Raw genomic sequence first — 18,490 nt, 5'->3', positions numbered from 1 at the left:
CCACAGTTCCCTGTGGGAGCGAGCTTGCTCGCGATAGCGGAGTATCAGGAACAGAAAATTCGACTGACATTCCGCAATCGTCGGATCGCCGCCCGGAGCAAGCTCGCTCCCACATTTGGAACTCTGCAAACCTCAGGACTTGCCCGATTGTTCTTCCAGTTGATCCGACTCGAACAACCGGGCCAGTTCCGCCCGCGCTTCCTGAGCGGTCTGCAGCACTTTGGCCGCGTCGTCATACACCGCGTGTTGAGCCTCGAGCACCTGTTCGTCATGGTGCTTGAAGCGCTTGATCCGCGCATCGGCCTGGGCCTGGGTCAAACCGAGGCCAACCAGGGTGCGGCGGCTCATTTCCAGACTTGAATAATAGGTCTCCCGGATCGGATCGGCCCCCACATCCACCAAGCGGTGAACGTGCTGCCGGTTACGCGCCCGGGCAATGATCTTCATGTGCGGGTAGAGCTTGCGCACGATCTCGGCGGTCTTGATGTTGGTCTCCGGATCGTCCGTGGCGATCACGAAATATTCCGCTTCCCCGACCTTGGCCGCGCTGAGGATTTCCGGCCGCATCGGGTCACCGTAGAACACCGGCACACCACCAAAACTGCGCGACAGTTCGATGGTTTCCACCGAAGTATCCAGCGCCACGAACTTGATGTTCTGCGCCCGCAGGATCCGCGCCACGATCTGGCCCATCCGGCCCATGCCGGCGATCACCACCCGTGGGGTTTCGGTTTCGATCTGACGGAATTTCTCCGGTACTTCCACCGGCTGCACCTTCGGGCTGACCAGCCGTGCGCAGATCAACAGCAACAGCGGCGTGACCGCCATCGACAGGGTGATGGTCAGCACCAGCAGGTCATACAGACGCGGTTCGAACAGGCCCTGATCGCGACCGATCTTGAACACCACAAACGCGAATTCACCGCCCGCCGCCAGCACGATGCCGAGGCGAATCGCACTGACCTTGTTCAATCCACCGGCCAGACGCCCGACCACAAACAGCAACGGCAACTTCAAGGCGATCAGCAGCAGCGTCAGCCCCAGCACCGTGATCGGTGCGCTGAGCAGCAGGCTTAGATTGGCGCCCATGCCGACGCTGATGAAAAACAGCCCCAGCAGCAGGCCCTTGAACGGCTCGATCTGCGCTTCCAGCTCATGACGATATTCCGAGTCCGCCAGCAGCAGCCCGGCGAGAAACGCACCCAGCGCCATCGACACACCGACCATGTCCATCAGCCACGCCGTGCCGATCACCACCAGCAACGCGGTGGCGGTAGAGACTTCCGGCAGACCGGTTTTCGCCACCACGCGGAACACCGGGCGCAACAGATAACGTCCGCCGACCACCACCACCGCAATACCGCCGAGCACCTGCAAACTGTGGCGCACGTCGTCGGCGGTGCTGGTGTGGTGATCGACGCCCGCGAGCATCGGCACCAGCGCGATCAACGGGATCGCGGCGATGTCCTGGAACAACAGAATGGCGAACGCCAGTCGCCCGTGAGGGCTGGTCAGCTCCTTGCGCTCGGCGAGGCTTTGCAAGCCGAACGCGGTGGACGACAGCGCCAGGCCCAGGCCCAAAACAATCGCGCTGTTCAGCGGCTGGCCGAACACCGACAACGCCAGCACACCGATCACTGAACCGGTCAGCAGCACCTGCGCCAGACCGACGCCGAACACCGATTTGCGCATCACCCACAAACGTCGCGGCGACAGCTCAAGGCCGATGATGAACAACAGCAGCACCACGCCCAGTTCCGAGATATGGCTGACACTTTGCGGATTGCCGATCAGACCCAGTACCGACGGGCCGATGATCACCCCGGCAAACAGATAACCGAGCACTGCGCCCAGTTGCAGGCGCTTGGCCAGGGGAACGGTGAGCACGGCGGCCAGAAGAAAGACGACAGCGGCTTGCAACAGATTGCCTTCATGGGGCATGAGCGGAACTCCAGTAACGCGGTACGGCGGGGGGGCGACAAGGATAAAGGTTGCAACGATTCAAGATCCACTGACGATCCAACTGTGGGAGCGAGCTTGCTCGCGAAAAGGGCGTGTCAGACGCCTGTTTGCTGAATGACACACCGCTTTCGCGAGCAAGCTCGCTCCCACAAGGGGCTCGGACGGTCTCAGGCTATGTGAACACTCTAGGGCAGCCCATGCTTGAGCAGATGTGCTTCTGTAATAATTTGCATCAATTGGTTACATTTATAGCCTCAGCGAATCAATCCCCCCGAGTCTTCCATGGCCATCAACTTCGACCTCAACGACCTGCAAGCCTTTCGCGCCGTGGTCGAACAGGGCAGTTTCCGCAAGGCCGCCGACACCGTGCGCCTGTCGCAACCGGCCCTGAGCCGGCGCATCGAGAAGCTCGAAGACGCCCTCGGCGTGAAGCTGTTCGAACGCACCACGCGCAAGGTCAGCCTGACCCAGGCCGGACGCGGTTTCATGCCCAGCGTCGAGCGTTTGCTCGACGATCTGGACGTGGCGTTGCTGGGCATCAGCGAAGTCGCCTCGAACCGGCTCGGGCATGTCACGGTGGCCTGCGTGCCGTCGGCGGCGTATTACTTCATGCCGAGCGTGGTCGCCCGCTATCACCGGCAGTTCCCGCGAATCAAAGTCAAAGTCCTCGATTCCAGTGCCCACGACGTGCTGAGCGCGGTGGTCAACGGCGAGGCGGATTTCGGTCTGAGTTTCATGGGCACCCAGGAGGTGGGCGTGGATTTCGAGCCGCTGGTGCAGGAAAGCTACGTGGTCGCCTGTCGCCGCGATCATCCGCTGGCCGGGCGCAGCAGCGTGACCTGGGATGAATTCTACCGGCAGGATTACATCTCGCTCGACAAGACTTCGGGCAACCGTTTTCTGCTGGATCAGGCCCTGGCCAAAGTGGTGCCGCAACGCCCGAGCATCTGCGAGACGCGGCATGTGACGACCATGATCGGTCTGGTGGAAGCGGGGTTGGGCGTGGCGGCGGTGCCGTTGATGGCGATGCCGGCGGCGGATCATCCGATCCTGACGCGGGTGCCGCTGACTGACCCGCAAGTGATGCGCAGCGTCGGCATCATCAAACGCCGGGGTCGTACGCTGACCCCGGCGGCACTGGAACTGGAGCGGCTGGTGGTGGAAATGAAAGTCCAGCCGCCGACGGTCAGCGCTTGACCGAATCGAGCCCGGTGGCCTGCACGTCAGCCTGGGCGGCAGGTGCCGCGAGGTAGGCGAGCAACGCTTTTGCTTCCTGCGGATTCTGCGCACCCACCGGAATCCCCGCTGCAAATCGCGTCACCGACTGCACCGATTCCGGAATCTTCGCCACAAAACTCACGCCCGGCACCGGCAGCAACTCGCTGACCTGCTGGAAGCCCAGTTGATAGTCGCCGGTGGCGACCACCGAGCCCACCGGGATTTTCGGGATCATCTTCGCCTTGGGTTTCAGCTGATCTTCGATGCCGAGTTTCTTGAACAGTTGCTGCTCGATGTACACGCCGCTGGCGCTGTCGGAGTAGGCCACCGACTGGGCGTCGAGCAGGGTTTTCTTTAGAGCGTCGACGTTGCTGATGTCCGGTTTCGGCGCGCCTTCGCGCACCACCAGGCCGATCCGCGAATCTGCCAGTTCCACACGCGAGGCCGGGTCGACCTTGCCTTGTTTGATCAAGTCATCAAGGGCGTAGCCGACCATGATCACCACGTCAGCCTGTTCGCCCCGCGCCAGGCGATTGGGGATCGCTTCCGGTGCCTTGCCCATCGACGGGCCGAGGATGGTGTCGAGGGTGTTGCCGCTGTTCGCAGCGAATTTCGGCCCGAGGATTTTGTAGGCGGCAGTGAAGCCGCCGGAGGTCATCACCCGCAGCTCTTCGGCGTGGGCCGCAACGTTGAGCGCAAGGCCGGCGAGCAGGGCGGTAACGGTCATCAGTTTTTTCATGGTGCTCTCCTCAGGCAGCGACAGGTTGCAGACGACCGCCCGCGCGGCGATACAGATACAGCGTCGCGCACAACGCACACAGCGCGCCGACGCTCATCCAGTAACCCGGTGCAGCCTTGTCACCGGTGTACTGAATCAGGAAGGTCGACATCGCCGGGGTGAAGCCGCCAAACACCGCCGTCGCCAGGCTATAGGCAAGGGAGAAACCGGCTACGCGCACTTCTACCGGCATGATCTCGGTCAGCGCCGGAATCATCGCGCCGTTGTACAGGCCATAGATAAACGACAGCCATAGCAACGACAGCAGCATGTGACTGAAGCTCGGCGCCTGCACCAGATACGACAGCGCCGGATAAGTCGTGGCCAGGGCCAGCAGCGACATGGCGATCAACACCGGACGACGGCCGATGCGATCGGACAACGCGCCACCAATCGGCAGCCAGAAGAAGTTGGAAACGCCCACCAGCAACGTCACCAGCAACGCATCCGACGTGCTCAGGTGCAGCACGGTTTTGCCGAAGGTCGGCGCGTACACGGTGATCAGGTAAAACGCGGTGGTGGTCAGGGCAACCATCAACATCCCGCCCAGCACCACGACCCAGTTCTGGCCGAGGGTGCGGAACACTTCCTTCATGCTCGGGCGATGTTTGCGGGCGGCGAACTCTTCGGTTTCCGCCAGGTTACGACGCAGGATAAAGATGAACGGCACGATCATGCAGCCGACGAAAAACGGAATCCGCCAGCCCCAATCCGCGACCACGTCCGGCGCCATCCACTGGTTCAAGCCATAACCCAGCGCGGCTGCGACGACGATTGCCACCTGCTGACTGGCCGACTGCCAGGCTGTGAAAAAACCTTTGCGGCCCGGCGTGGCAATCTCCGAGAGATACACCGAAACCCCGCCCAGTTCCGCACCGGCGGAGAATCCCTGTAGCAGCCGCCCGATCAACACCAGCGCCGGCGCAAACAGGCCGATGGTTTCATATCCGGGCACCAGCACAATCAGGATCGTGCCGCTGGCCATGATCGACAGGGTCACGATCAGACCTTTGCGCCGACCGACGTCATCGATGTACGCGCCGAGCACGATAGCCCCCAGCGGACGCATCAAAAAGCCTGCGCCGAACACCGCAAAAGTCATCATCAGGGACGCGAACTCACTGCTCGCCGGAAAGAACACCGCCGCGATCTGCGTGGCGTAGAAACCGAACAGAAAGAAGTCGAACTGTTCGAGGAAGTTACCCGAGGTCACCCGGAAAATGGCGCCGGCCCGCGAGCCGCCGTGTGGGATTGAGGCTGTCATCGAAAAATACTCCACCGCTTTTATGACGTGCGCGACGGGGAGGCGGCGCACGGTTTTTATTGGGGCGGATAGTGGCGCAGGGGGATCGATCTGTTAATTGCATAGTTGGCATGGATTGATGCGCTATGCAGATCAATGGCGTGCTATGGCAGCTGTTTCGGCGTCGCTGCCAGTACGGTTCTGGCTACCATCGAGTCTTGCGCTGGTGCGGCGATGCTCACAAAAGTCCCGTCCCAGTCAGGGTCTATTCTGCGAATGCGTTCACGCAGATCCGGATGGCCCGAGAGCAGATGAGCGCTGGAAGTGACAGGGCCGAAAAACAGGTGACTGAATTCGGCAGCGCGGGCGGCCCTCAGGGTCGAGCCCATTTTGTACCCGCCGATTTTCTTCAGTGCCCCGGCGATACTGTCGGGGTTGCGGGTGTATTGCACGGCGGTCGCATCGGCCAGGAATTCGCGTTGCCGGTTGACCGCAGCCTTGATCAGGTTGCCGAAGAACGTCCCGGAGAATCCGACAATGCACAGCGCAGTGCCAAACATGCTGACCAGGATGGTCGGCTGCTTACGATTGGCAGATGAGTGTGGTGCGTCTTCAAGACCGCGCAAGAGATGGTTTCCCGCCAGCCCGATCACCATGATCCCGTGGACGATCGCGACCAGTTGGGTGTTCAGGCGCATGTCGCCGTTGTAGATATGGCTGAATTCGTGGGCGATCACGCCTTGCAGTTCATCGCGTGACAACAGGCTTATCGCACCTTGAGTGACGCCGATCACTGCATCCTGAGGCGTGAGGCCGGCGGCAAATGCATTGATTCCCGGATCTGGCAGCAGATACACGCAAGGAACGGCGGTGCCAGACGCCAAGGCCATTTCCTCAACCACGTTGACCAGGCGGCGCTCTTCCAGAGTCCGCGCGTCATGGTTGATCAGACGACCACCCAAGCGGCGCGCGACCACTTTGCCGCCGCCTGTCAGTTCGACGTATTTGAACAGTCCGCCGAGCAGCACAACAGCCGTTACCAGCGCTGCAATGATCGCGAAAAACTGCCAGTTTTCCGCCAGATCCTCGAGCGTTTTGCCGTACGAGATCGGCAGAATCAGGAGCATGAAGGACACAAGAATCAAGCCGAGTACGGCAAAAAACATCAAAATCACGAGCTGCACCGAGCGGCGCTGAGCCTGGCGCTGTTGTTCAAAGAAATTCATCTGACCATCCGTGGACGTGGAGTCTGAATCAATCCGCCGTTGCCGCCACCTGATCTGGCACCGGTTTGCCCGCTGCGACAGCCGTCGTAAAACTGCCGTCCCACTGCGGATCGATCCGACGAATCCGCACGCTCAAATGGGGGTGGGTCGCAAACATCCGGCTCAGCCAACCTGATCCGCCCGTGCTGAAAAACAAATGGCTGAACTCGGCGGCACGGGGGGAGTTGATGACGGAGCCTTGTTTATGGGCGCCGATTTTTTTCAGTGCGCCGACAATGCTTTGCGGATTGCGCGTGTATTGCACCGCGCTCGCATCGGCGAGGAATTCACGCTGGCGACTGACAGCCGCCTTGATCAAATTGCCATAGAGATTCCCGACAAATCCGGCCACGCACAGTGCGAAACCGAGCGCAAAAACCACCAGCATCAACCGCACGTCGCGTTTGTCGCGCTTGAGCAGGCTGGCCATTATGTAAGTGCCAGCCAGCCCCAACACCAACAGGCCGTGCACCAATGCCACCAATTGCGTGTTGAGGCGCATGTCACCGTTGAAGATGTGGCTGAATTCGTGGGCGATCACCCCTTGCAGTTCTTCCCGGGTCAGCAGCGTCACTGCGCCCCGGGTCACACCAATGGCCGCGTCCTCCGGTTTGAATCCGGCCGCGAAGGCGTTGATGCTTTCGTCCGGTAACAGATACACCGCTGGCAGGCAGGTGCCGGAGGCAATCGCCATTTCTTCGACGACGTTCATCAACCGCTGCTCGTCCAGGGTTCGCACATTGCCATTGAGCAGGCGGCCACCCAGTTTCTCCGCGACGACTTTGCCGCCCGCGCGCAGCTGCCGATATTTCAGCAGACCGCCAATCACCACGATGCTGCTGATGAACGATGCGATAACGGCCATTGCCAGAAACGCATCCGCCAGCGTGCCGGTCCCGCTCAGGTAATCCTCAAAACCATTGAAGACGAAGGGCAGGCTGGTCATCCCGATCAGCATGACAATCGCCAGAATCATCATGAACACCAGCCGTTGCGTCTGGTTTCGGGCCTGGGTCTGTCGTTCAAAAAAGTTCATCGGGCCATCCATGGAGAGAAGAAGTCAGAAAGAAACGTTGGGCGCGGTCTTGATGGCCAGCGTATCGGCAAACTTCAACGGAACCGCATCCTCGCGATGACCAAAACTGGCCGCCAGCAGCACCGCCGGAAAGCTCTGCTTGAGCGTGTTGTAGGCCATCACCGCATCGTTGAACGCCTGGCGCGCGAAGCTCACCTTGTTTTCGGTGCTGCTCAGCTCTTCGCTCAGTTGTTGCATGTTCTGCGAGGCCTTGAGTTCCGGATAAGCCTCCAGCGTCAGGTTCAATCGACCCACGGCGCTGCTGAGTGCGCTGTCCGCCAGCCCCAATTGCGCGATGTTCTGGGCGCTGCCCGGTTTCGCCTGTGCAGCTTCAAGTCCGGCCACGGCGGCATTGCGCGCGGCGATCACCGCTTCAAGGGTTTCGCGCTCATGAGCCAGATAACCCTTGGCGATGCTGACCAGATTGGGGATCAGGTCATAGCGGCGTTTGAGCTGCACTTCGACCTGGGCAAATGCGTTCTTGATCTCGTTGCGCCGGGCAACAAGTTTGTTGAAAAGACTGACAGCGTAGAGCCCCAAAAGCGCCAGCAACACCAGATTGACGATGAGATAGATTTTCACGGTGATGTCCTTGTTCACTCTGTGGGGGCGCGCGATCTTATCGCAAATGGATGCCGTTGACTGTATTCGCCCGGTGGCTGGCGAGCCCGGATCGCGTTCCGGGGCACGGCTACAATCTCCGGTTCAGCACCATCAAAAAACAAGGAATGATTCCAGAACCCCGCAGTCGGAGTTCAGGTATCACACATTTCAGGAGGTTCACCGATGAACAACAAGACCCTAATCGCCAGCCTGGCCCTCGTCGCCGGCATCGCCGGGATCAGCCCCCTCGTTCAAGCGGCGCAAACCTCGACCTCTACCGTCGAACATTCCCCCGTCGACGGCCGCGAACTGCAAGTCAACGACCGCGCCCCGGACATTTATCAGCGCAGTGAAAAAGCCCTGACCAACTGGAAACAAAAAGGCCTCAAGCAGCCGGAGCCGCAGGCGCAGTGGGTGCAGATCAATGACAAGTACGTGATGGTGATGATTACCAACGGGACGATTGTGGCGATTCAGCCGGTGGAGCGCTGACCTCAAGCAACAATTGGCCATGGACGGTTGATTGCATTCGAGCGCCGTTCCGGTAAAACGCGAGGGGCGTTTCGAGTGACTGGATGTCAGGAGCAGTTCGTTGAACAAGAAACCCCTTTATCGCAAAGAAAACACCACCGCCCACAACGTTTGGCGCAACAACCCGGGCGGGCATTACCGGCATCAACGAAACACCAAGGCTGAAATCCACAGCGAGGCTAAACGCGGTTCGATGCATGGCGTCAAACACCATGGCTACGATTACACGCCGTTGTTTCGCTTTCTGTTGTCGCGTGTCGGCGGTGATTGGGACGAGATTTTCAGTGAAGCCGTGTCGCGGCTGGATCGGCAAGAGCCGGTGTTCTGGATGGTCGCTCTGCATGAACATGAGCGAAGGGATGTGGTGGGGGTGGGTGAGTCCAGCATCTACAGTGGGTTATACGTCGATGAGAACAAGCGCCTGCAAATCGTCAATCCCGAACTGAAAGCCGAAGACATGACTCCCAGCTGCCAGTGCTGCACGCATACCTTCAATGGCGTTGTATTCGGTACGCCCGAGCGCTGAAATTCAATCAGCCCGGCTATGACTCAGCGTCTGCCCGCCACCCAATCGATACTGATTATTCCCGCTGCGTTTGGCCTCGTACATCGCCAGATCCGCAATGTGCAGCAGCCGGTCCATGGTCGGGGCATGGTCGGGGAAGACGGCGACGCCGAGGCTGGTGCCGATGTGGCGTTGTTCGTTGCCGATGGGGATTGGCGGGGACAGTTCGATGAAGATTTTCTGACAGATGCTGCGGGCTTCGTCCTGCAGGTTCAGGCCGGGGGCGAGGCCTTGCAGGATGACCACGAATTCGTCACCGCCGATCCGTGCGACCGTGTCGCTGACCCGCAGGATGCGTTTCAGGCGCGTGGCGGTGGTGATCAGAACGCGGTCGCCGGCGGCGTGACCGTAGCGGTCGTTGATCGCTTTGAAGCCGTTGAGATCGATGAACACCAGTGCCACACGCGTTTCGGTCACGCGGGCATGTTCGAGTGCTTCCGATAGCCGCTCTTCCAGCACCAGTCGATTCGGCAGACCGGTCAACGGGTCGAAATGAGCAAGGTGCTGGAGGTAGCTGGCCGAGGCCTTTTCTTCGGTGATGTCGCGCACCACGCCCATCATCTTGATCACCGCGTCGTGATCGTTGCGCACCACATTGCCGGTTTCCCGCAGCCAGCGAATCGTGCCGTCGGGCCAGACGACGCGGTATTCCTCATCGTGGTTTTCACCGGTTTCCAGACAGCGCAATTCTCCGGCGCGCACCTTGGCGCGGTCGTCGGGGTGCACGCACGAGCAAAACAGGGCGTAGGAGGGTGTCACTTCGCCGATCTTGAACCCGAACATGCCGAAGATCGCATCCGACCAGTAGAGCCGGTCGGTGTCGACCTCCCAGTCCCACGTGCCGATCCGGGCGAAATACTGGCTGCGCTTGAAACGGTCGGCGTCACCATCCTGACGGATGTTCTGGCCCTCGGCCGCACGGGTGAGCAGTTCGCGATATTCGGCGAGTTGCTGACGAAGCTCGCGTACTCGGCGGATCAGAACGGCGATCACGACCATCAGCACAACGACAATGGCGAAGCTGATCCAGAGTTGAGTCATTCAAGCGTCGCTGTCATGGCGTATCGATCCGGGAGTGATGGCGTGTCGCTATCTTAATTCACGGCCAACGCCGGAAACAGCGGCAACCTCGGGTCAAACGGTTGCCAATGGCCGGCATTTCTGGGAAAACGGCGGCCAGCGGAACAATAGAGCGAATGTTATGAATGATGAACTGCAGATAATCGATCTTCAGCCTGGTGACGGAAAAGCCGCCGTCAAAGGCGCGTTGATCACCACCCAATACACCGGTTGGTTGGAAGACGGCACCGAATTTGATTCGTCCTGGAGCCGGGGCAAGCCGTTTCAGTGTGTGATCGGTACGGGCCGGGTGATCAAAGGTTGGGATCAGGGAATTATGGGGATGCAGGTTGGCGGCAAGCGCAAACTGCTGGTGCCGGCGCATCTGGGTTACGGCGAGCGGACGATGGGCAAGATTCCGCCGAATTCGAATCTGGTGTTTGAGATTGAGTTGCTGGAAGTGTTGACGCGGGAGGATTGAATCCGGCGTGCAGAATTGATGATCGCATTCAGGGATTAGCGCATGGACGTGTGGCACATGATTTCCCAGATTGCCCAGTGGTTGGGCGAGAAACACTCGTCGCACGGGCGCTGGTCTTACGGGTATATGGCTGTGCTCAACGCTGCTGTGGGGGTTGGCACTTGGGTTGTGGCCAGGGAGCTGATGGCAAAGCGCAAAGTGCTCAAGGATCGTGTGACGACGACGCTGGCGTCTGGAAGCCTTACCGCGACTTCCTTTGCAGAAGAAGGCGGGCAACACGTCAGATTCACCGGCGTTCTGCTGGAGGAAGAGGGGACTTATACCGTGACCCTGACTCGACAGGATGTTCAAGGCTCCGTTGTTTCTTCGAGCGACGGACTGCACTCGCTGGAGGAGGTCGAGGCTTACTTGAGGGGGCACACGCCTTTCATTCTGTCTGACTTTCGGCGGTGATCGCGTCTGCACATAAAGCCCGTTGTGATGAGAAGCCTGATCACAACGTCCTGCACACGTACAAAAAGACCCATCACAAGCGGGTCATGCCGTTTGTGCCGTAGGGCAAGACTGATTGTAAAAGCCCATGAGTACTCTTACATGGGCTTCAGCTCTTTTCTGGCAAGACCTTTTCGATCTCGCACTGAATTGATTGTTATTTGTAGGTGATAGTCCAGCCTGGTGAAGTTTGCCCCCCAGTTTCGGCCTTTGTATCTTTAGTGGTGCCAGGAAAAACTCCTACCTCTATGGATGTGCTCCATTTACCAGACTGGTCAGCGTTGGTTTGTGCAATATCAGGACTAGGCCCAAAAACGTTAACGTCTACCAACGGCGATGCACTCCCCGCAATCCAGATTTTCTTCGCGCTCGTGCTTCCAAGATGGGGAATATCAGCGCCGGCAGCGTTATTTTCCTTAATACGCTCAATAACAGGTGCGGCAATCTGTTTGGTGTTCATTGCAGTTCTCCATTTGCTTTACCGTTACATTGCGTCGAGTTGCGCAATGGATAGGTACTTCACATCAATAGAGACTTGATGCCTACTGTCAGAAATAACAGGTCACCCCCCCTTCCCGACAAACGGTCCAACCATAAAAAAGCCGCTGTAGCGAACTACAGCGGCTTTTTGCTGAACAGTGTCTGCGAAACCTGGCACCACCAATTCTTTTGAGGGTGATATTCCCCGCGGCATCTATTTCGCGGCCGCCGAGCAAGGTGACAGCTCCAAAGTCAGCCAGTCGTTCGACCGGGATAAACCCTGTGGGGCTTTCATGGTTGATGACGCCGTCGGGAAGTTTGCAGCTCTTGGTAAATACACACCCTAGGGCGCTGTGTTGATTCGGTTGTTGGGACTGCCGAAGAAAGCGATCTTCGTAGGCTTGTTGCCTGGCCTGCATCTCCTCGAACTTTTTTTGTCTGGCGTCCTGCTCTGCCAGCTCGGTAGAGGTCATGTAGCGGGTAGTGATGTGGTGCCCGTCGCCTGAGGGGGATTTTGAATTCGGGGAATTTCTGATTTTCGAGCCATGAGCGTCCTTGTTCCAACTTTTAAAGCGTTGGGAACGCTATCTGAATGAGCATTTGAAAGATGTAGGACGGTTCTGAAGCTCAAGCGGTTGTTACAAAAAGGTGTTCTCGACAGGATTCGCGGAACGATTTCTTATGAGTTGTAAACACAAAACCCGCTGCCTCCGTGAAGAGAGGCAGCGGGTTTTTTCTTGCCTTATGTCCCAGGTGTTACGCAGCCATCGCCATCTCGTCCAGCGTCGCGGCAACCGTGCCGGTCAGGCTTGGAAATCTGCGCTTTACGCTGGTGAGTGCCGGCAGCAGGCGGCTGCGGTCCAGTTCGCCATGGTCACGGGCGAGTTGGGCGAGGGCGGTGAGTGCGGCGCTGACGATGGATTTTCGTTCGCTCTCGAGCAGCAGCAGACAGGCTTTTTGGGCCCATTGGCTGTCTTTCTCGTTGAGGCCGATGGAGATCAGGGCGGCGACGATGTGTGCATCGGATTTGCTTTCCATGGGTGTTCCTCAGGTCGTGGCATCGAGAGTGTCCAGCGCCCGGTTCACGGCTAGTTCGCCACACATCACTACTTGGGCGATGCCCAGCACGGTGCTGCGGTAGGGCGGGTCCAGCAGCGCGGCGAAGTCGCTGAGCATCACGCTGGCCGAAGTCATCGATTCGCAGGCGTGGGCCAGCAGGGCATGTTGATCCAGGTCGGGGGCGACCAGGAACATGCGGCCGGGGCAGTGCTGTTTCGGGGCGGAGGGTTTCAGGTAATGGTCGAGGGCGCGCTCGGCGGCTTCGTGGAGTTTTTTTGAATCGGTTGTGGAGTAGGGGGAAGTTGGGTCGGACTCGTTGGGTACGTCTGTTTCGGGTGGATTAGGCGTTGGCTTGATCATTTGCTTGGAAACCTCCAATCGAGGCTGACACGTTCTTGCGACTAAACAATAGGTGGCAGCTGTACGCAGGTTAGTCGACCAGTATCCAAGCACTACTGGCGCGCCCTAGAGCGCCCTACGCACAGCCGCCATTGAGTACAGGCGTGGGAATGCCTGACTGAAAAACAGCTTGCGAGCTTGGATAAAACGCCGAGCGACTAAACCCGTTCACTGACCATTCAGTGATGCGAATCAAGTTACGGGCAGGCTCCAAACTGCACAAGCCGGCGGATTCTGGCGTAGTTGTAGGCAAAGGCGCAAGGCGATGTAGCCTCTCGGATGACGGCAAAATGATGCTTCATTTTTCAGTCCGCCATCGCGAGCAAGCTCGCTCCCACAAGGGTTCTGCGTCGGCTTATCAGGTGTGCTGGCTCGCGAATTTCTGCTTTGTGATACCAAATGTCAGATAAGCCAATTCAAACTTGATTTATATCGGTTTCGATATAATCTGCTGGTATGTGATCGCTGCCATTCCTTGCAACACACCGCCGCGACACGATTCCGTACGGGCTATTACGCTTTTCCTTCCAACACAGGAGATGCCAATGCCAAGACACAAGGACGTGGTATTTGTCGGGAGTGCGCTCAAGGATCTGAGAGCTTTTCCCCTCGATGCTCGCAGAGCTGCAGGATTTCAATTGGATCTGTTGCAGCAGGGTGACGAACCCTTCGACTGGCGCCCCATGAAAACCGTCGGACGGGGCGTCAATGAAATCAGAATCACCGAAGACTCAGGGGCGTTTCGAGTGTTTTATGTGGTCAACCGGCCTGACGCGATTTATGTGCTGCACGCCTTGCAAAAGACCACGCGCAAAACCGAGACGCGAGACATAGAGCTGGCACGGGCCAGATACCAGGAAATAGGTTAAGCCATGAAGGATCATCAAAACGCTCCCCAGCGTTTCTCAAGCATCTGGGATGCACTGGAAGACACGCCGCAGGAAGCGGCCAACATGCGTCTGCGGGCCAAGCTGATGCGCACGCTTTGCGAAACGATTCGTGCGTGGGAGCTCCCTCAGAAAGAGGCGGCCAAGCGTCTTGGCATCACTCAGCCGCGCCTCAACGACGTACTCAACGGCAAAATCGACAAGTTCTCGCTGGATGCGCTGGTCAACTTGTCGGCCGCTGCAAAACTGGACGTAGACCTCTGTTTCTCGTCGTCCCCGCCGCTGCAATGGGCCTGACAGACGAGGGCTCCCAACGACCCTGCATCTGAAAAGCCTTTCAGAGGCGGCGCTATCTGACGCGTCGTCTCAATCCATTCACATAAAATTTCAGGCCGCGACGGACGGTCGAAAACAGACCTTGCCCCTTTCAATCCGAACAGCGACTATGCTCGCCATATAGGGGTAGGGGGTATAGGTATGTCGCACACTCACGAACACAAAGGCGAGTTGCTTAACCGGGTCCGGCGCATTGCCGGGCAGGTTCAGGCGGTTGAACGGGCGCTGGAGTCCGAGGCAGATTGCGCCAAGACGCTGCACCTGATGGCGGCGGTTCGCGGGGCAATCAACGGCCTGATGGAGCAGTTCATCGAGGCCCACGCACGCGAGCATGTCGCCCATCCAGACCTCAGCGATGAAGCCCGCGCCCAGGGCGTGGAAGAGTTGCTGCAGGCCATTCGCCGTTATTCCAAGTGAGCAACCACGCCATGACACTCAAGGCTGAAACGTTTTCCCACGATCACCAGTTCCTCGGTGCATCCCACGACGACAACGCCCGCCGAACCTTGTGGGTGGTGGCGCTGACGTTCGTGATGATGATCGGCGAAATTGCCGCCGGTTATCTCACCGGCTCCATGGCGCTGCTGGCCGACGGTTTCCACATGGCGACTCACGCCGGTGCCTTGGGCATCGCGGTGGCGGCCTATGGTTTTGCCCGGCGCAACGCCAACAACCGGCGCTACAGTTTCGGCACCGGCAAGGTCGGCGATTTGGCGGGTTTTGCCTCGGCGATGGTGCTGGGGCTGGTGTCGCTGGGCATTGCGGGGGAATCGGTTTTCCGTCTGTTCGAACCCACCAGCGTGGCGTTCGGCGAAGCGACCTTGATTGCCGTGGTCGGCCTGGGCGTCAACCTGCTCAGCGCCTTCCTGCTGGCCGGCCATCACAGCCATCATGACCACGGCCATAGCCACGATCATGGCCATCATCACCATCACGACAACAACCTGCGTTCCGCCTACATGCACGTACTGGCAGACGCGTTGACGTCGGTGCTGGCGATCGCCGCGCTGCTTGCCGGGCGCTATCTGGGCTGGGTCTGGATGGACCCGGTGATGGGCATCGTCGGCTCCATCGTCATCGCCAAATGGGCATGGAACCTGATGCGCGACAGCGCAGCCGTGCTGCTCGATACCACCGATGAACCGGTGGCCGAGGAGATCCGCGAACTGCTGGAAACCTCCGACGACGTGCGCATCAGCGACCTGCACGTCTGGCAGGTCGGCCCGCAGGCGCGGGCGGCGATTGTCAGCGTAGTCGCGGCGGCTGGCGTGACTGCTGAAGCGATTCGCGAGCGTCTGGCACCGGTGCATGAGTTGTCGCACCTGACGATCGAATTGCGCAGCGCCTAAGCCCGTACTTCGCTGAACAGCGGAATTCGCCCGTTCAGCGAAGGGCGGTAATGCCAGGCGAACCGCTTCAGGTCTATGTCGTGGGCGAGGATTTCACCAACGGTAGCGCTGGCAATCGTCATCGCTAACTTTTGCCCCGGACATTGATGCCGACCACTGCCGAACGTGAAGCTGCGGCGGTTCGGGCGATCCGTCAGAAACAGATCCGGATTTTCATTCAGGGCCGGGTCGCGATTGGCTGAGGCCAGCAACACCAGAATCACATCGCCCGCTTCCAGTCGCATGCCGTCGATTTCACAGCTGTTCGACACAAAACGACGGGTATTCTGTACCGATGGATCGAGCCGCTGGACTTCAGCCAGCAGCGAATCCACTGACGCCGCGTGTAATTCAGGCTGGCGCTGCAAAGCCACCAGCGCATTGCCGATCAGCCCTGCGGTGGCCTCGAATGTCTGCGAGCAGAGGCCGATGAGGTTGGCGATCAGCACCTCCTCTTCGCCTGCAAAACGCTGTTGAATGTCGGCGAGAAACGGATTCGGATCCGCCAGCAAATCGATGAAGTACCCGTGCAATTGCTCCGCCGCTCGATGGGCTGCCGCCAGTTGCAAGTCATTGCTCAACGGCGATAGACACGCCGCGAAATCCGCCGTCAGTTCACTGATTATCCGCGCCTGCGCCGGGGTGAATCCGAGCAGCGAGGCAACTACGCACACCGGGCCGCGAAACATTGCTTTATAGAGGCCGTCGGAATCGTTCGTGATCAGCCGCGCGGACACCAGCGCGCTGACTTCGTCCCGCTCAAACAGCCCCAACGGCGGCTCGATGGCCGAGCGCGGGCAACGCTGAGCTTCGCCGTCATTCATACGCATCAACTGGCCGAACACCTTGCCCGCCATGCCATCGGCGATAGCCTTGGGCACCGGTTCCTGCACCGGACGCACCCGGCAATCCGGATGCGCCAACACCGCGCAAACCGCCCGGGCGCTGCTGGCGACCCACAGTTTCAGTCCGTGATGAAAAGTCAGCCCACCCGATGCGCGCAGTTCGGCGTAGTAGGGATAAGGATCGGCGTGAGTTGCAGCGATGATCGGGTCCATGGATCGCAACCTTGTCGGTGGGGAAAGTGTTGCTACTATCTCCAGTCCTTGAGGGCGATGATTCGTCCGGGAGCGAAATATGCACGCAGAACATCAAGACATCGGTGTCTCGCAAGTGGCCGCCGCCATCGCGGAGCCGGCGCGGACCAAAATGCTGTGCTCGCTGATGGATGGCCACGCCCGCACCGCCACGGAGCTGGCGACCCTCGCCGACGTCAGCGCTTCGACCGCCAGCGCGCACCTGGCCAAACTCAAGGATCTGGCGCTGGTGCGCCTGCATGTACAGGGCCGCCACCGTTATTACAGCCTCGCGGATAAACGCGTGGCCCAGGCGCTGGAAGCGCTGATGGTGATCGGTCAGAACCCCGCACCGACCTTCAAACCGCACACACCGGATCGCCTGCAATTCGCTCGCACCTGTTATGACCACATGGCCGGGACGCTGGCGGTGTTGCTGCATGACCGGTTGCTTGAGGCGGGATGGCTGGTGGAAACCGATGAGCAGGTTTATCGCCTCAGTGAAAGCGGCGAGGCTTTGTTTGAAGGGTTGGGCATTGAGGTCAAGGATCTGTCGACGTTGCGTCGACGCTTCGCTTGCCCGTGTCTGGACTGGAGCATGCGTCGGCCGCACTTAGGCGGTTCGCTCGGGGCGGCGTTATTGCAGGCTGCGTTGAAGCGCAAATGGGTGACGCAGGATCTGGACAGTCGGGCGCTGACGTTGACGGTGCAGGGGCGCCGAGAACTGGCGTCTCGATGGGGGCTGGTTGTGCCCGAGTCCGGGCGGGATTCGTCAGGTCGCCAGCTGACAGATTCCACGCCCGGATCGCTCCATGCGCGTTAGCTCAGGGTATATCCGCTATCGACCACCCAATCCTGACCAATGACGCCGCGAGCGCCATTGCTCAACTGGAAAAGAATGACGTCGGCCACTGCCGACGGTTCGAGAAACTGCCCGCTCAACAGACGTTGGTTGACGCCTTGGGCTACGTTCCCGAGCGCTTCGTCGCTCAGGCCCAGCGTTGACCAGATCGGCGTTGCGGTCGGGCCGGGGGAGACGCAATTGATGCGCACGCCATGGGGCGCCAGCTCGACCGCGAGAGTACGGGCATGGGTGATCAATGCTGCTTTTGACGCGATGTAGGCGGCCAGTCCGGCGAAGCTGATTTGCGCCAGGAAAGTACCGATGAACACCACTGACGACTTGTCTGCAAGGTGCGGGCGCAGGGTGGCCAAGGTTTTCAGGGCGCCGGCGCCGTTCACTGCCCATTGGCGCTCGAACGCCGAACTGTCGAGCCCGTCGGCGAGTTCCGCGATACCGGCGTTGGGTACCACGAAACTTACCTGGCCCACGCTCGCAGCCTGATCGGCCAAAGCGGCAAGGTCGGTTGCTTGAGTGACATCGCCGGGATGCCAGACTAGTTGGTGGGGATACCGCTCAAGCAGTTCGGCCAGTGCGCCGAGTTTTCGCGACATGGCCAACACGCGTGCGCCTTGATTCAGCAGGCGTTCGGTAACGGCCAGGCCTATGCCTGAACTGGCACCGGTGATGACGGCAAGCTTGCCCTGAAAAACATGATCCATGTTCAACTCCCGTTTTTGGTCTTCAGCCAA

General features: G+C 59.4%; 22 protein-coding genes. 10 read left to right on the top strand and 12 right to left on the bottom strand.

The genetic code is table 11. From position 1 onward, the window contains the following. Positions 1 to 132: 132 nt before the first annotated feature. Positions 133 to 1,941, bottom strand: a complete 1,809-nt coding sequence (locus N8H71_RS22170) for a monovalent cation:proton antiporter-2 (CPA2) family protein (protein WP_007952948.1) — start codon at positions 1,939 to 1,941, stop codon at positions 133 to 135. Between the two features lie 303 nt (positions 1,942 to 2,244). Here N8H71_RS22170 and N8H71_RS22165 point away from each other — a divergent pair, with 303 nt between their 5' ends. Beyond that, complete coding sequence (locus N8H71_RS22165) at positions 2,245 to 3,159, top strand: LysR family transcriptional regulator (RefSeq protein WP_262195681.1); 915 nt, start codon at positions 2,245 to 2,247, stop codon at positions 3,157 to 3,159. Here the strand turns inward: N8H71_RS22165 and N8H71_RS22160 are convergent. The 5 genes from N8H71_RS22160 to N8H71_RS22140 form a co-directional block, all read right to left on the bottom strand. Next, complete coding sequence (locus N8H71_RS22160; protein ID WP_262195680.1) at positions 3,149 to 3,919, bottom strand: substrate-binding domain-containing protein; 771 nt, start codon at positions 3,917 to 3,919, stop codon at positions 3,149 to 3,151. The genes N8H71_RS22165 and N8H71_RS22160 overlap by 11 nt on opposite strands. 10 nt (positions 3,920 to 3,929) lie before the next feature. Then, positions 3,930 to 5,222 (bottom strand): MFS transporter, encoded by a 1,293-nt coding sequence (locus N8H71_RS22155; RefSeq protein ID WP_207983167.1) that lies wholly within the window; start codon positions 5,220 to 5,222, stop codon positions 3,930 to 3,932. A 143-nt stretch (positions 5,223 to 5,365) separates the two neighbouring features. Beyond that, entirely contained in the window at positions 5,366 to 6,427 is a 1,062-nt protein-coding gene (locus N8H71_RS22150; RefSeq protein ID WP_262195679.1) for a M48 family metallopeptidase, read from the bottom strand. A gap of 28 nt (positions 6,428 to 6,455) precedes the next feature. Continuing rightward, positions 6,456 to 7,502, bottom strand: a complete 1,047-nt coding sequence (locus N8H71_RS22145; protein WP_262195678.1) for a M48 family metallopeptidase — start codon at positions 7,500 to 7,502, stop codon at positions 6,456 to 6,458. Positions 7,503 to 7,526: 24 nt separating this feature from the next. Then, the gene (locus N8H71_RS22140) at positions 7,527 to 8,123 is read right to left on the bottom strand and encodes a LemA family protein (RefSeq protein WP_039767265.1); all 597 of its coding nucleotides are present in this window, start codon (positions 8,121 to 8,123) and stop codon (positions 7,527 to 7,529) included. A gap of 204 nt (positions 8,124 to 8,327) precedes the next feature. Between N8H71_RS22140 and N8H71_RS22135 the strand changes: the two genes are divergently transcribed. After that, positions 8,328 to 8,636: an RcnB family protein gene (locus tag N8H71_RS22135; protein ID WP_115078403.1), complete on the top strand. Its 309-nt coding sequence runs from the start codon at positions 8,328 to 8,330 to the stop codon at positions 8,634 to 8,636. A gap of 100 nt (positions 8,637 to 8,736) precedes the next feature. After that, positions 8,737 to 9,201 (top strand): hypothetical protein, encoded by a 465-nt coding sequence (locus tag N8H71_RS22130; protein WP_262195677.1) that lies wholly within the window; start codon positions 8,737 to 8,739, stop codon positions 9,199 to 9,201. Positions 9,202 to 9,204: 3 nt separating this feature from the next. Here the strand turns inward: N8H71_RS22130 and N8H71_RS22125 are convergent, their stop codons facing one another. Beyond that, positions 9,205 to 10,281 (bottom strand): sensor domain-containing diguanylate cyclase, encoded by a 1,077-nt coding sequence (locus tag N8H71_RS22125; protein ID WP_262195676.1) that lies wholly within the window; start codon positions 10,279 to 10,281, stop codon positions 9,205 to 9,207. Positions 10,282 to 10,441: 160 nt separating this feature from the next. Between N8H71_RS22125 and N8H71_RS22120 the strand changes: the two genes are divergently transcribed. Both N8H71_RS22120 and N8H71_RS22115 read left to right on the top strand, forming a co-directional pair. Beyond that, positions 10,442 to 10,780: an FKBP-type peptidyl-prolyl cis-trans isomerase gene (locus tag N8H71_RS22120; RefSeq protein ID WP_007952931.1), complete on the top strand. Its 339-nt coding sequence runs from the start codon at positions 10,442 to 10,444 to the stop codon at positions 10,778 to 10,780. Positions 10,781 to 10,822: 42 nt separating this feature from the next. Further along, complete coding sequence (locus N8H71_RS22115) at positions 10,823 to 11,233, top strand: hypothetical protein (protein ID WP_262195675.1); 411 nt, start codon at positions 10,823 to 10,825, stop codon at positions 11,231 to 11,233. Positions 11,234 to 11,429: 196 nt separating this feature from the next. On the opposite strand, the gene N8H71_RS22110 is transcribed toward N8H71_RS22115, so the two are convergent. The 3 genes from N8H71_RS22110 to N8H71_RS22100 all read right to left on the bottom strand — a co-directional run bounded on the left by N8H71_RS22110 (position 11,430) and on the right by N8H71_RS22100 (position 13,171). Continuing rightward, on the bottom strand, positions 11,430 to 11,732 hold the full coding sequence (locus N8H71_RS22110; RefSeq protein WP_262195674.1) for a hypothetical protein: 303 nt from the start codon (positions 11,730 to 11,732) through the stop codon (positions 11,430 to 11,432). 776 nt (positions 11,733 to 12,508) lie between these two features. Next, a complete protein-coding gene (locus N8H71_RS22105) occupies positions 12,509 to 12,790 on the bottom strand; it encodes a hypothetical protein (RefSeq protein ID WP_262195673.1) in 282 nt (93 codons plus the stop codon). A 9-nt stretch (positions 12,791 to 12,799) separates the two neighbouring features. After that, positions 12,800 to 13,171, bottom strand: a complete 372-nt coding sequence (locus N8H71_RS22100) for a DUF6124 family protein (RefSeq protein WP_262195672.1) — start codon at positions 13,169 to 13,171, stop codon at positions 12,800 to 12,802. A 584-nt stretch (positions 13,172 to 13,755) separates the two neighbouring features. On the opposite strand from N8H71_RS22100, the gene N8H71_RS22095 reads away from it, so the two are divergent. From N8H71_RS22095 to dmeF, 4 genes are all read left to right on the top strand, one after another. Beyond that, on the top strand, positions 13,756 to 14,079 hold the full coding sequence (locus tag N8H71_RS22095) for a type II toxin-antitoxin system RelE/ParE family toxin (protein WP_065258430.1): 324 nt from the start codon (positions 13,756 to 13,758) through the stop codon (positions 14,077 to 14,079). A gap of 3 nt (positions 14,080 to 14,082) precedes the next feature. Beyond that, the gene (locus N8H71_RS22090; protein WP_262195671.1) at positions 14,083 to 14,394 is read left to right on the top strand and encodes a helix-turn-helix domain-containing protein; all 312 of its coding nucleotides are present in this window, start codon (positions 14,083 to 14,085) and stop codon (positions 14,392 to 14,394) included. 180 nt (positions 14,395 to 14,574) lie between these two features. Further along, the gene (locus tag N8H71_RS22085) at positions 14,575 to 14,850 is read left to right on the top strand and encodes a metal/formaldehyde-sensitive transcriptional repressor (protein WP_085687529.1); all 276 of its coding nucleotides are present in this window, start codon (positions 14,575 to 14,577) and stop codon (positions 14,848 to 14,850) included. A gap of 11 nt (positions 14,851 to 14,861) precedes the next feature. Then, on the top strand, positions 14,862 to 15,782 hold the full coding sequence (dmeF, locus tag N8H71_RS22080) for a CDF family Co(II)/Ni(II) efflux transporter DmeF (protein ID WP_262195670.1): 921 nt from the start codon (positions 14,862 to 14,864) through the stop codon (positions 15,780 to 15,782). On the opposite strand, the gene N8H71_RS22075 is transcribed toward dmeF, so the two are convergent. Then, positions 15,779 to 16,879, bottom strand: coding sequence for a cytochrome P450 (locus N8H71_RS22075; protein ID WP_262195669.1), 1,101 nt, complete (start codon positions 16,877 to 16,879; stop codon positions 15,779 to 15,781). The genes dmeF and N8H71_RS22075 overlap by 4 nt on opposite strands. A 79-nt stretch (positions 16,880 to 16,958) precedes the next feature. Here N8H71_RS22075 and N8H71_RS22070 point away from each other — a divergent pair, with 79 nt between their 5' ends. Further along, positions 16,959 to 17,720, top strand: a complete 762-nt coding sequence (locus tag N8H71_RS22070) for an ArsR/SmtB family transcription factor (RefSeq protein ID WP_262195668.1) — start codon at positions 16,959 to 16,961, stop codon at positions 17,718 to 17,720. On the opposite strand, the gene N8H71_RS22065 is transcribed toward N8H71_RS22070, so the two are convergent. Next, positions 17,717 to 18,460 (bottom strand): SDR family NAD(P)-dependent oxidoreductase, encoded by a 744-nt coding sequence (locus N8H71_RS22065; protein WP_262195667.1) that lies wholly within the window; start codon positions 18,458 to 18,460, stop codon positions 17,717 to 17,719. The genes N8H71_RS22070 and N8H71_RS22065 overlap by 4 nt on opposite strands. Positions 18,461 to 18,490 lie beyond the last annotated feature (30 nt).

Source organism: Pseudomonas koreensis (assembly GCF_025447595.1).
Taxonomy (GTDB): domain Bacteria; phylum Pseudomonadota; class Gammaproteobacteria; order Pseudomonadales; family Pseudomonadaceae; genus Aquipseudomonas; species Aquipseudomonas koreensis_H.
The sequence above is the reverse complement of the archived record's forward strand: the minus strand, read 5'-3'. Positions and strand labels throughout refer to the sequence as shown.

Coding starts and splice junctions, on each gene's coding strand:
- N8H71_RS22170 (WP_007952948.1), bottom strand. CDS start 1,941: ATGCCCCATGAAGGCAATCTGTTGCAAGCCGCTGTCGTCTTTCTTCTG.
- N8H71_RS22165 (WP_262195681.1), top strand. CDS start 2,245: ATGGCCATCAACTTCGACCTCAACGACCTGCAAGCCTTTCGCGCCGTG.
- N8H71_RS22160 (WP_262195680.1), bottom strand. CDS start 3,919: ATGAAAAAACTGATGACCGTTACCGCCCTGCTCGCCGGCCTTGCGCTC.
- N8H71_RS22155 (WP_207983167.1), bottom strand. CDS start 5,222: ATGACAGCCTCAATCCCACACGGCGGCTCGCGGGCCGGCGCCATTTTC.
- N8H71_RS22150 (WP_262195679.1), bottom strand. CDS start 6,427: ATGAATTTCTTTGAACAACAGCGCCAGGCTCAGCGCCGCTCGGTGCAG.
- N8H71_RS22145 (WP_262195678.1), bottom strand. CDS start 7,502: ATGAACTTTTTTGAACGACAGACCCAGGCCCGAAACCAGACGCAACGG.
- N8H71_RS22135 (WP_115078403.1), top strand. CDS start 8,328: ATGAACAACAAGACCCTAATCGCCAGCCTGGCCCTCGTCGCCGGCATC.
- N8H71_RS22125 (WP_262195676.1), bottom strand. CDS start 10,281: ATGACTCAACTCTGGATCAGCTTCGCCATTGTCGTTGTGCTGATGGTC.
- N8H71_RS22120 (WP_007952931.1), top strand. CDS start 10,442: ATGAATGATGAACTGCAGATAATCGATCTTCAGCCTGGTGACGGAAAA.
- N8H71_RS22115 (WP_262195675.1), top strand. CDS start 10,823: ATGGACGTGTGGCACATGATTTCCCAGATTGCCCAGTGGTTGGGCGAG.
- N8H71_RS22110 (WP_262195674.1), bottom strand. CDS start 11,732: ATGAACACCAAACAGATTGCCGCACCTGTTATTGAGCGTATTAAGGAA.
- N8H71_RS22105 (WP_262195673.1), bottom strand. CDS start 12,790: ATGGAAAGCAAATCCGATGCACACATCGTCGCCGCCCTGATCTCCATC.
- N8H71_RS22100 (WP_262195672.1), bottom strand. CDS start 13,171: ATGATCAAGCCAACGCCTAATCCACCCGAAACAGACGTACCCAACGAG.
- N8H71_RS22095 (WP_065258430.1), top strand. CDS start 13,756: ATGCCAAGACACAAGGACGTGGTATTTGTCGGGAGTGCGCTCAAGGAT.
- N8H71_RS22090 (WP_262195671.1), top strand. CDS start 14,083: ATGAAGGATCATCAAAACGCTCCCCAGCGTTTCTCAAGCATCTGGGAT.
- N8H71_RS22085 (WP_085687529.1), top strand. CDS start 14,575: ATGTCGCACACTCACGAACACAAAGGCGAGTTGCTTAACCGGGTCCGG.
- dmeF (WP_262195670.1), top strand. CDS start 14,862: ATGACACTCAAGGCTGAAACGTTTTCCCACGATCACCAGTTCCTCGGT.
- N8H71_RS22075 (WP_262195669.1), bottom strand. CDS start 16,879: ATGGACCCGATCATCGCTGCAACTCACGCCGATCCTTATCCCTACTAC.
- N8H71_RS22070 (WP_262195668.1), top strand. CDS start 16,959: ATGCACGCAGAACATCAAGACATCGGTGTCTCGCAAGTGGCCGCCGCC.
- N8H71_RS22065 (WP_262195667.1), bottom strand. CDS start 18,460: ATGGATCATGTTTTTCAGGGCAAGCTTGCCGTCATCACCGGTGCCAGT.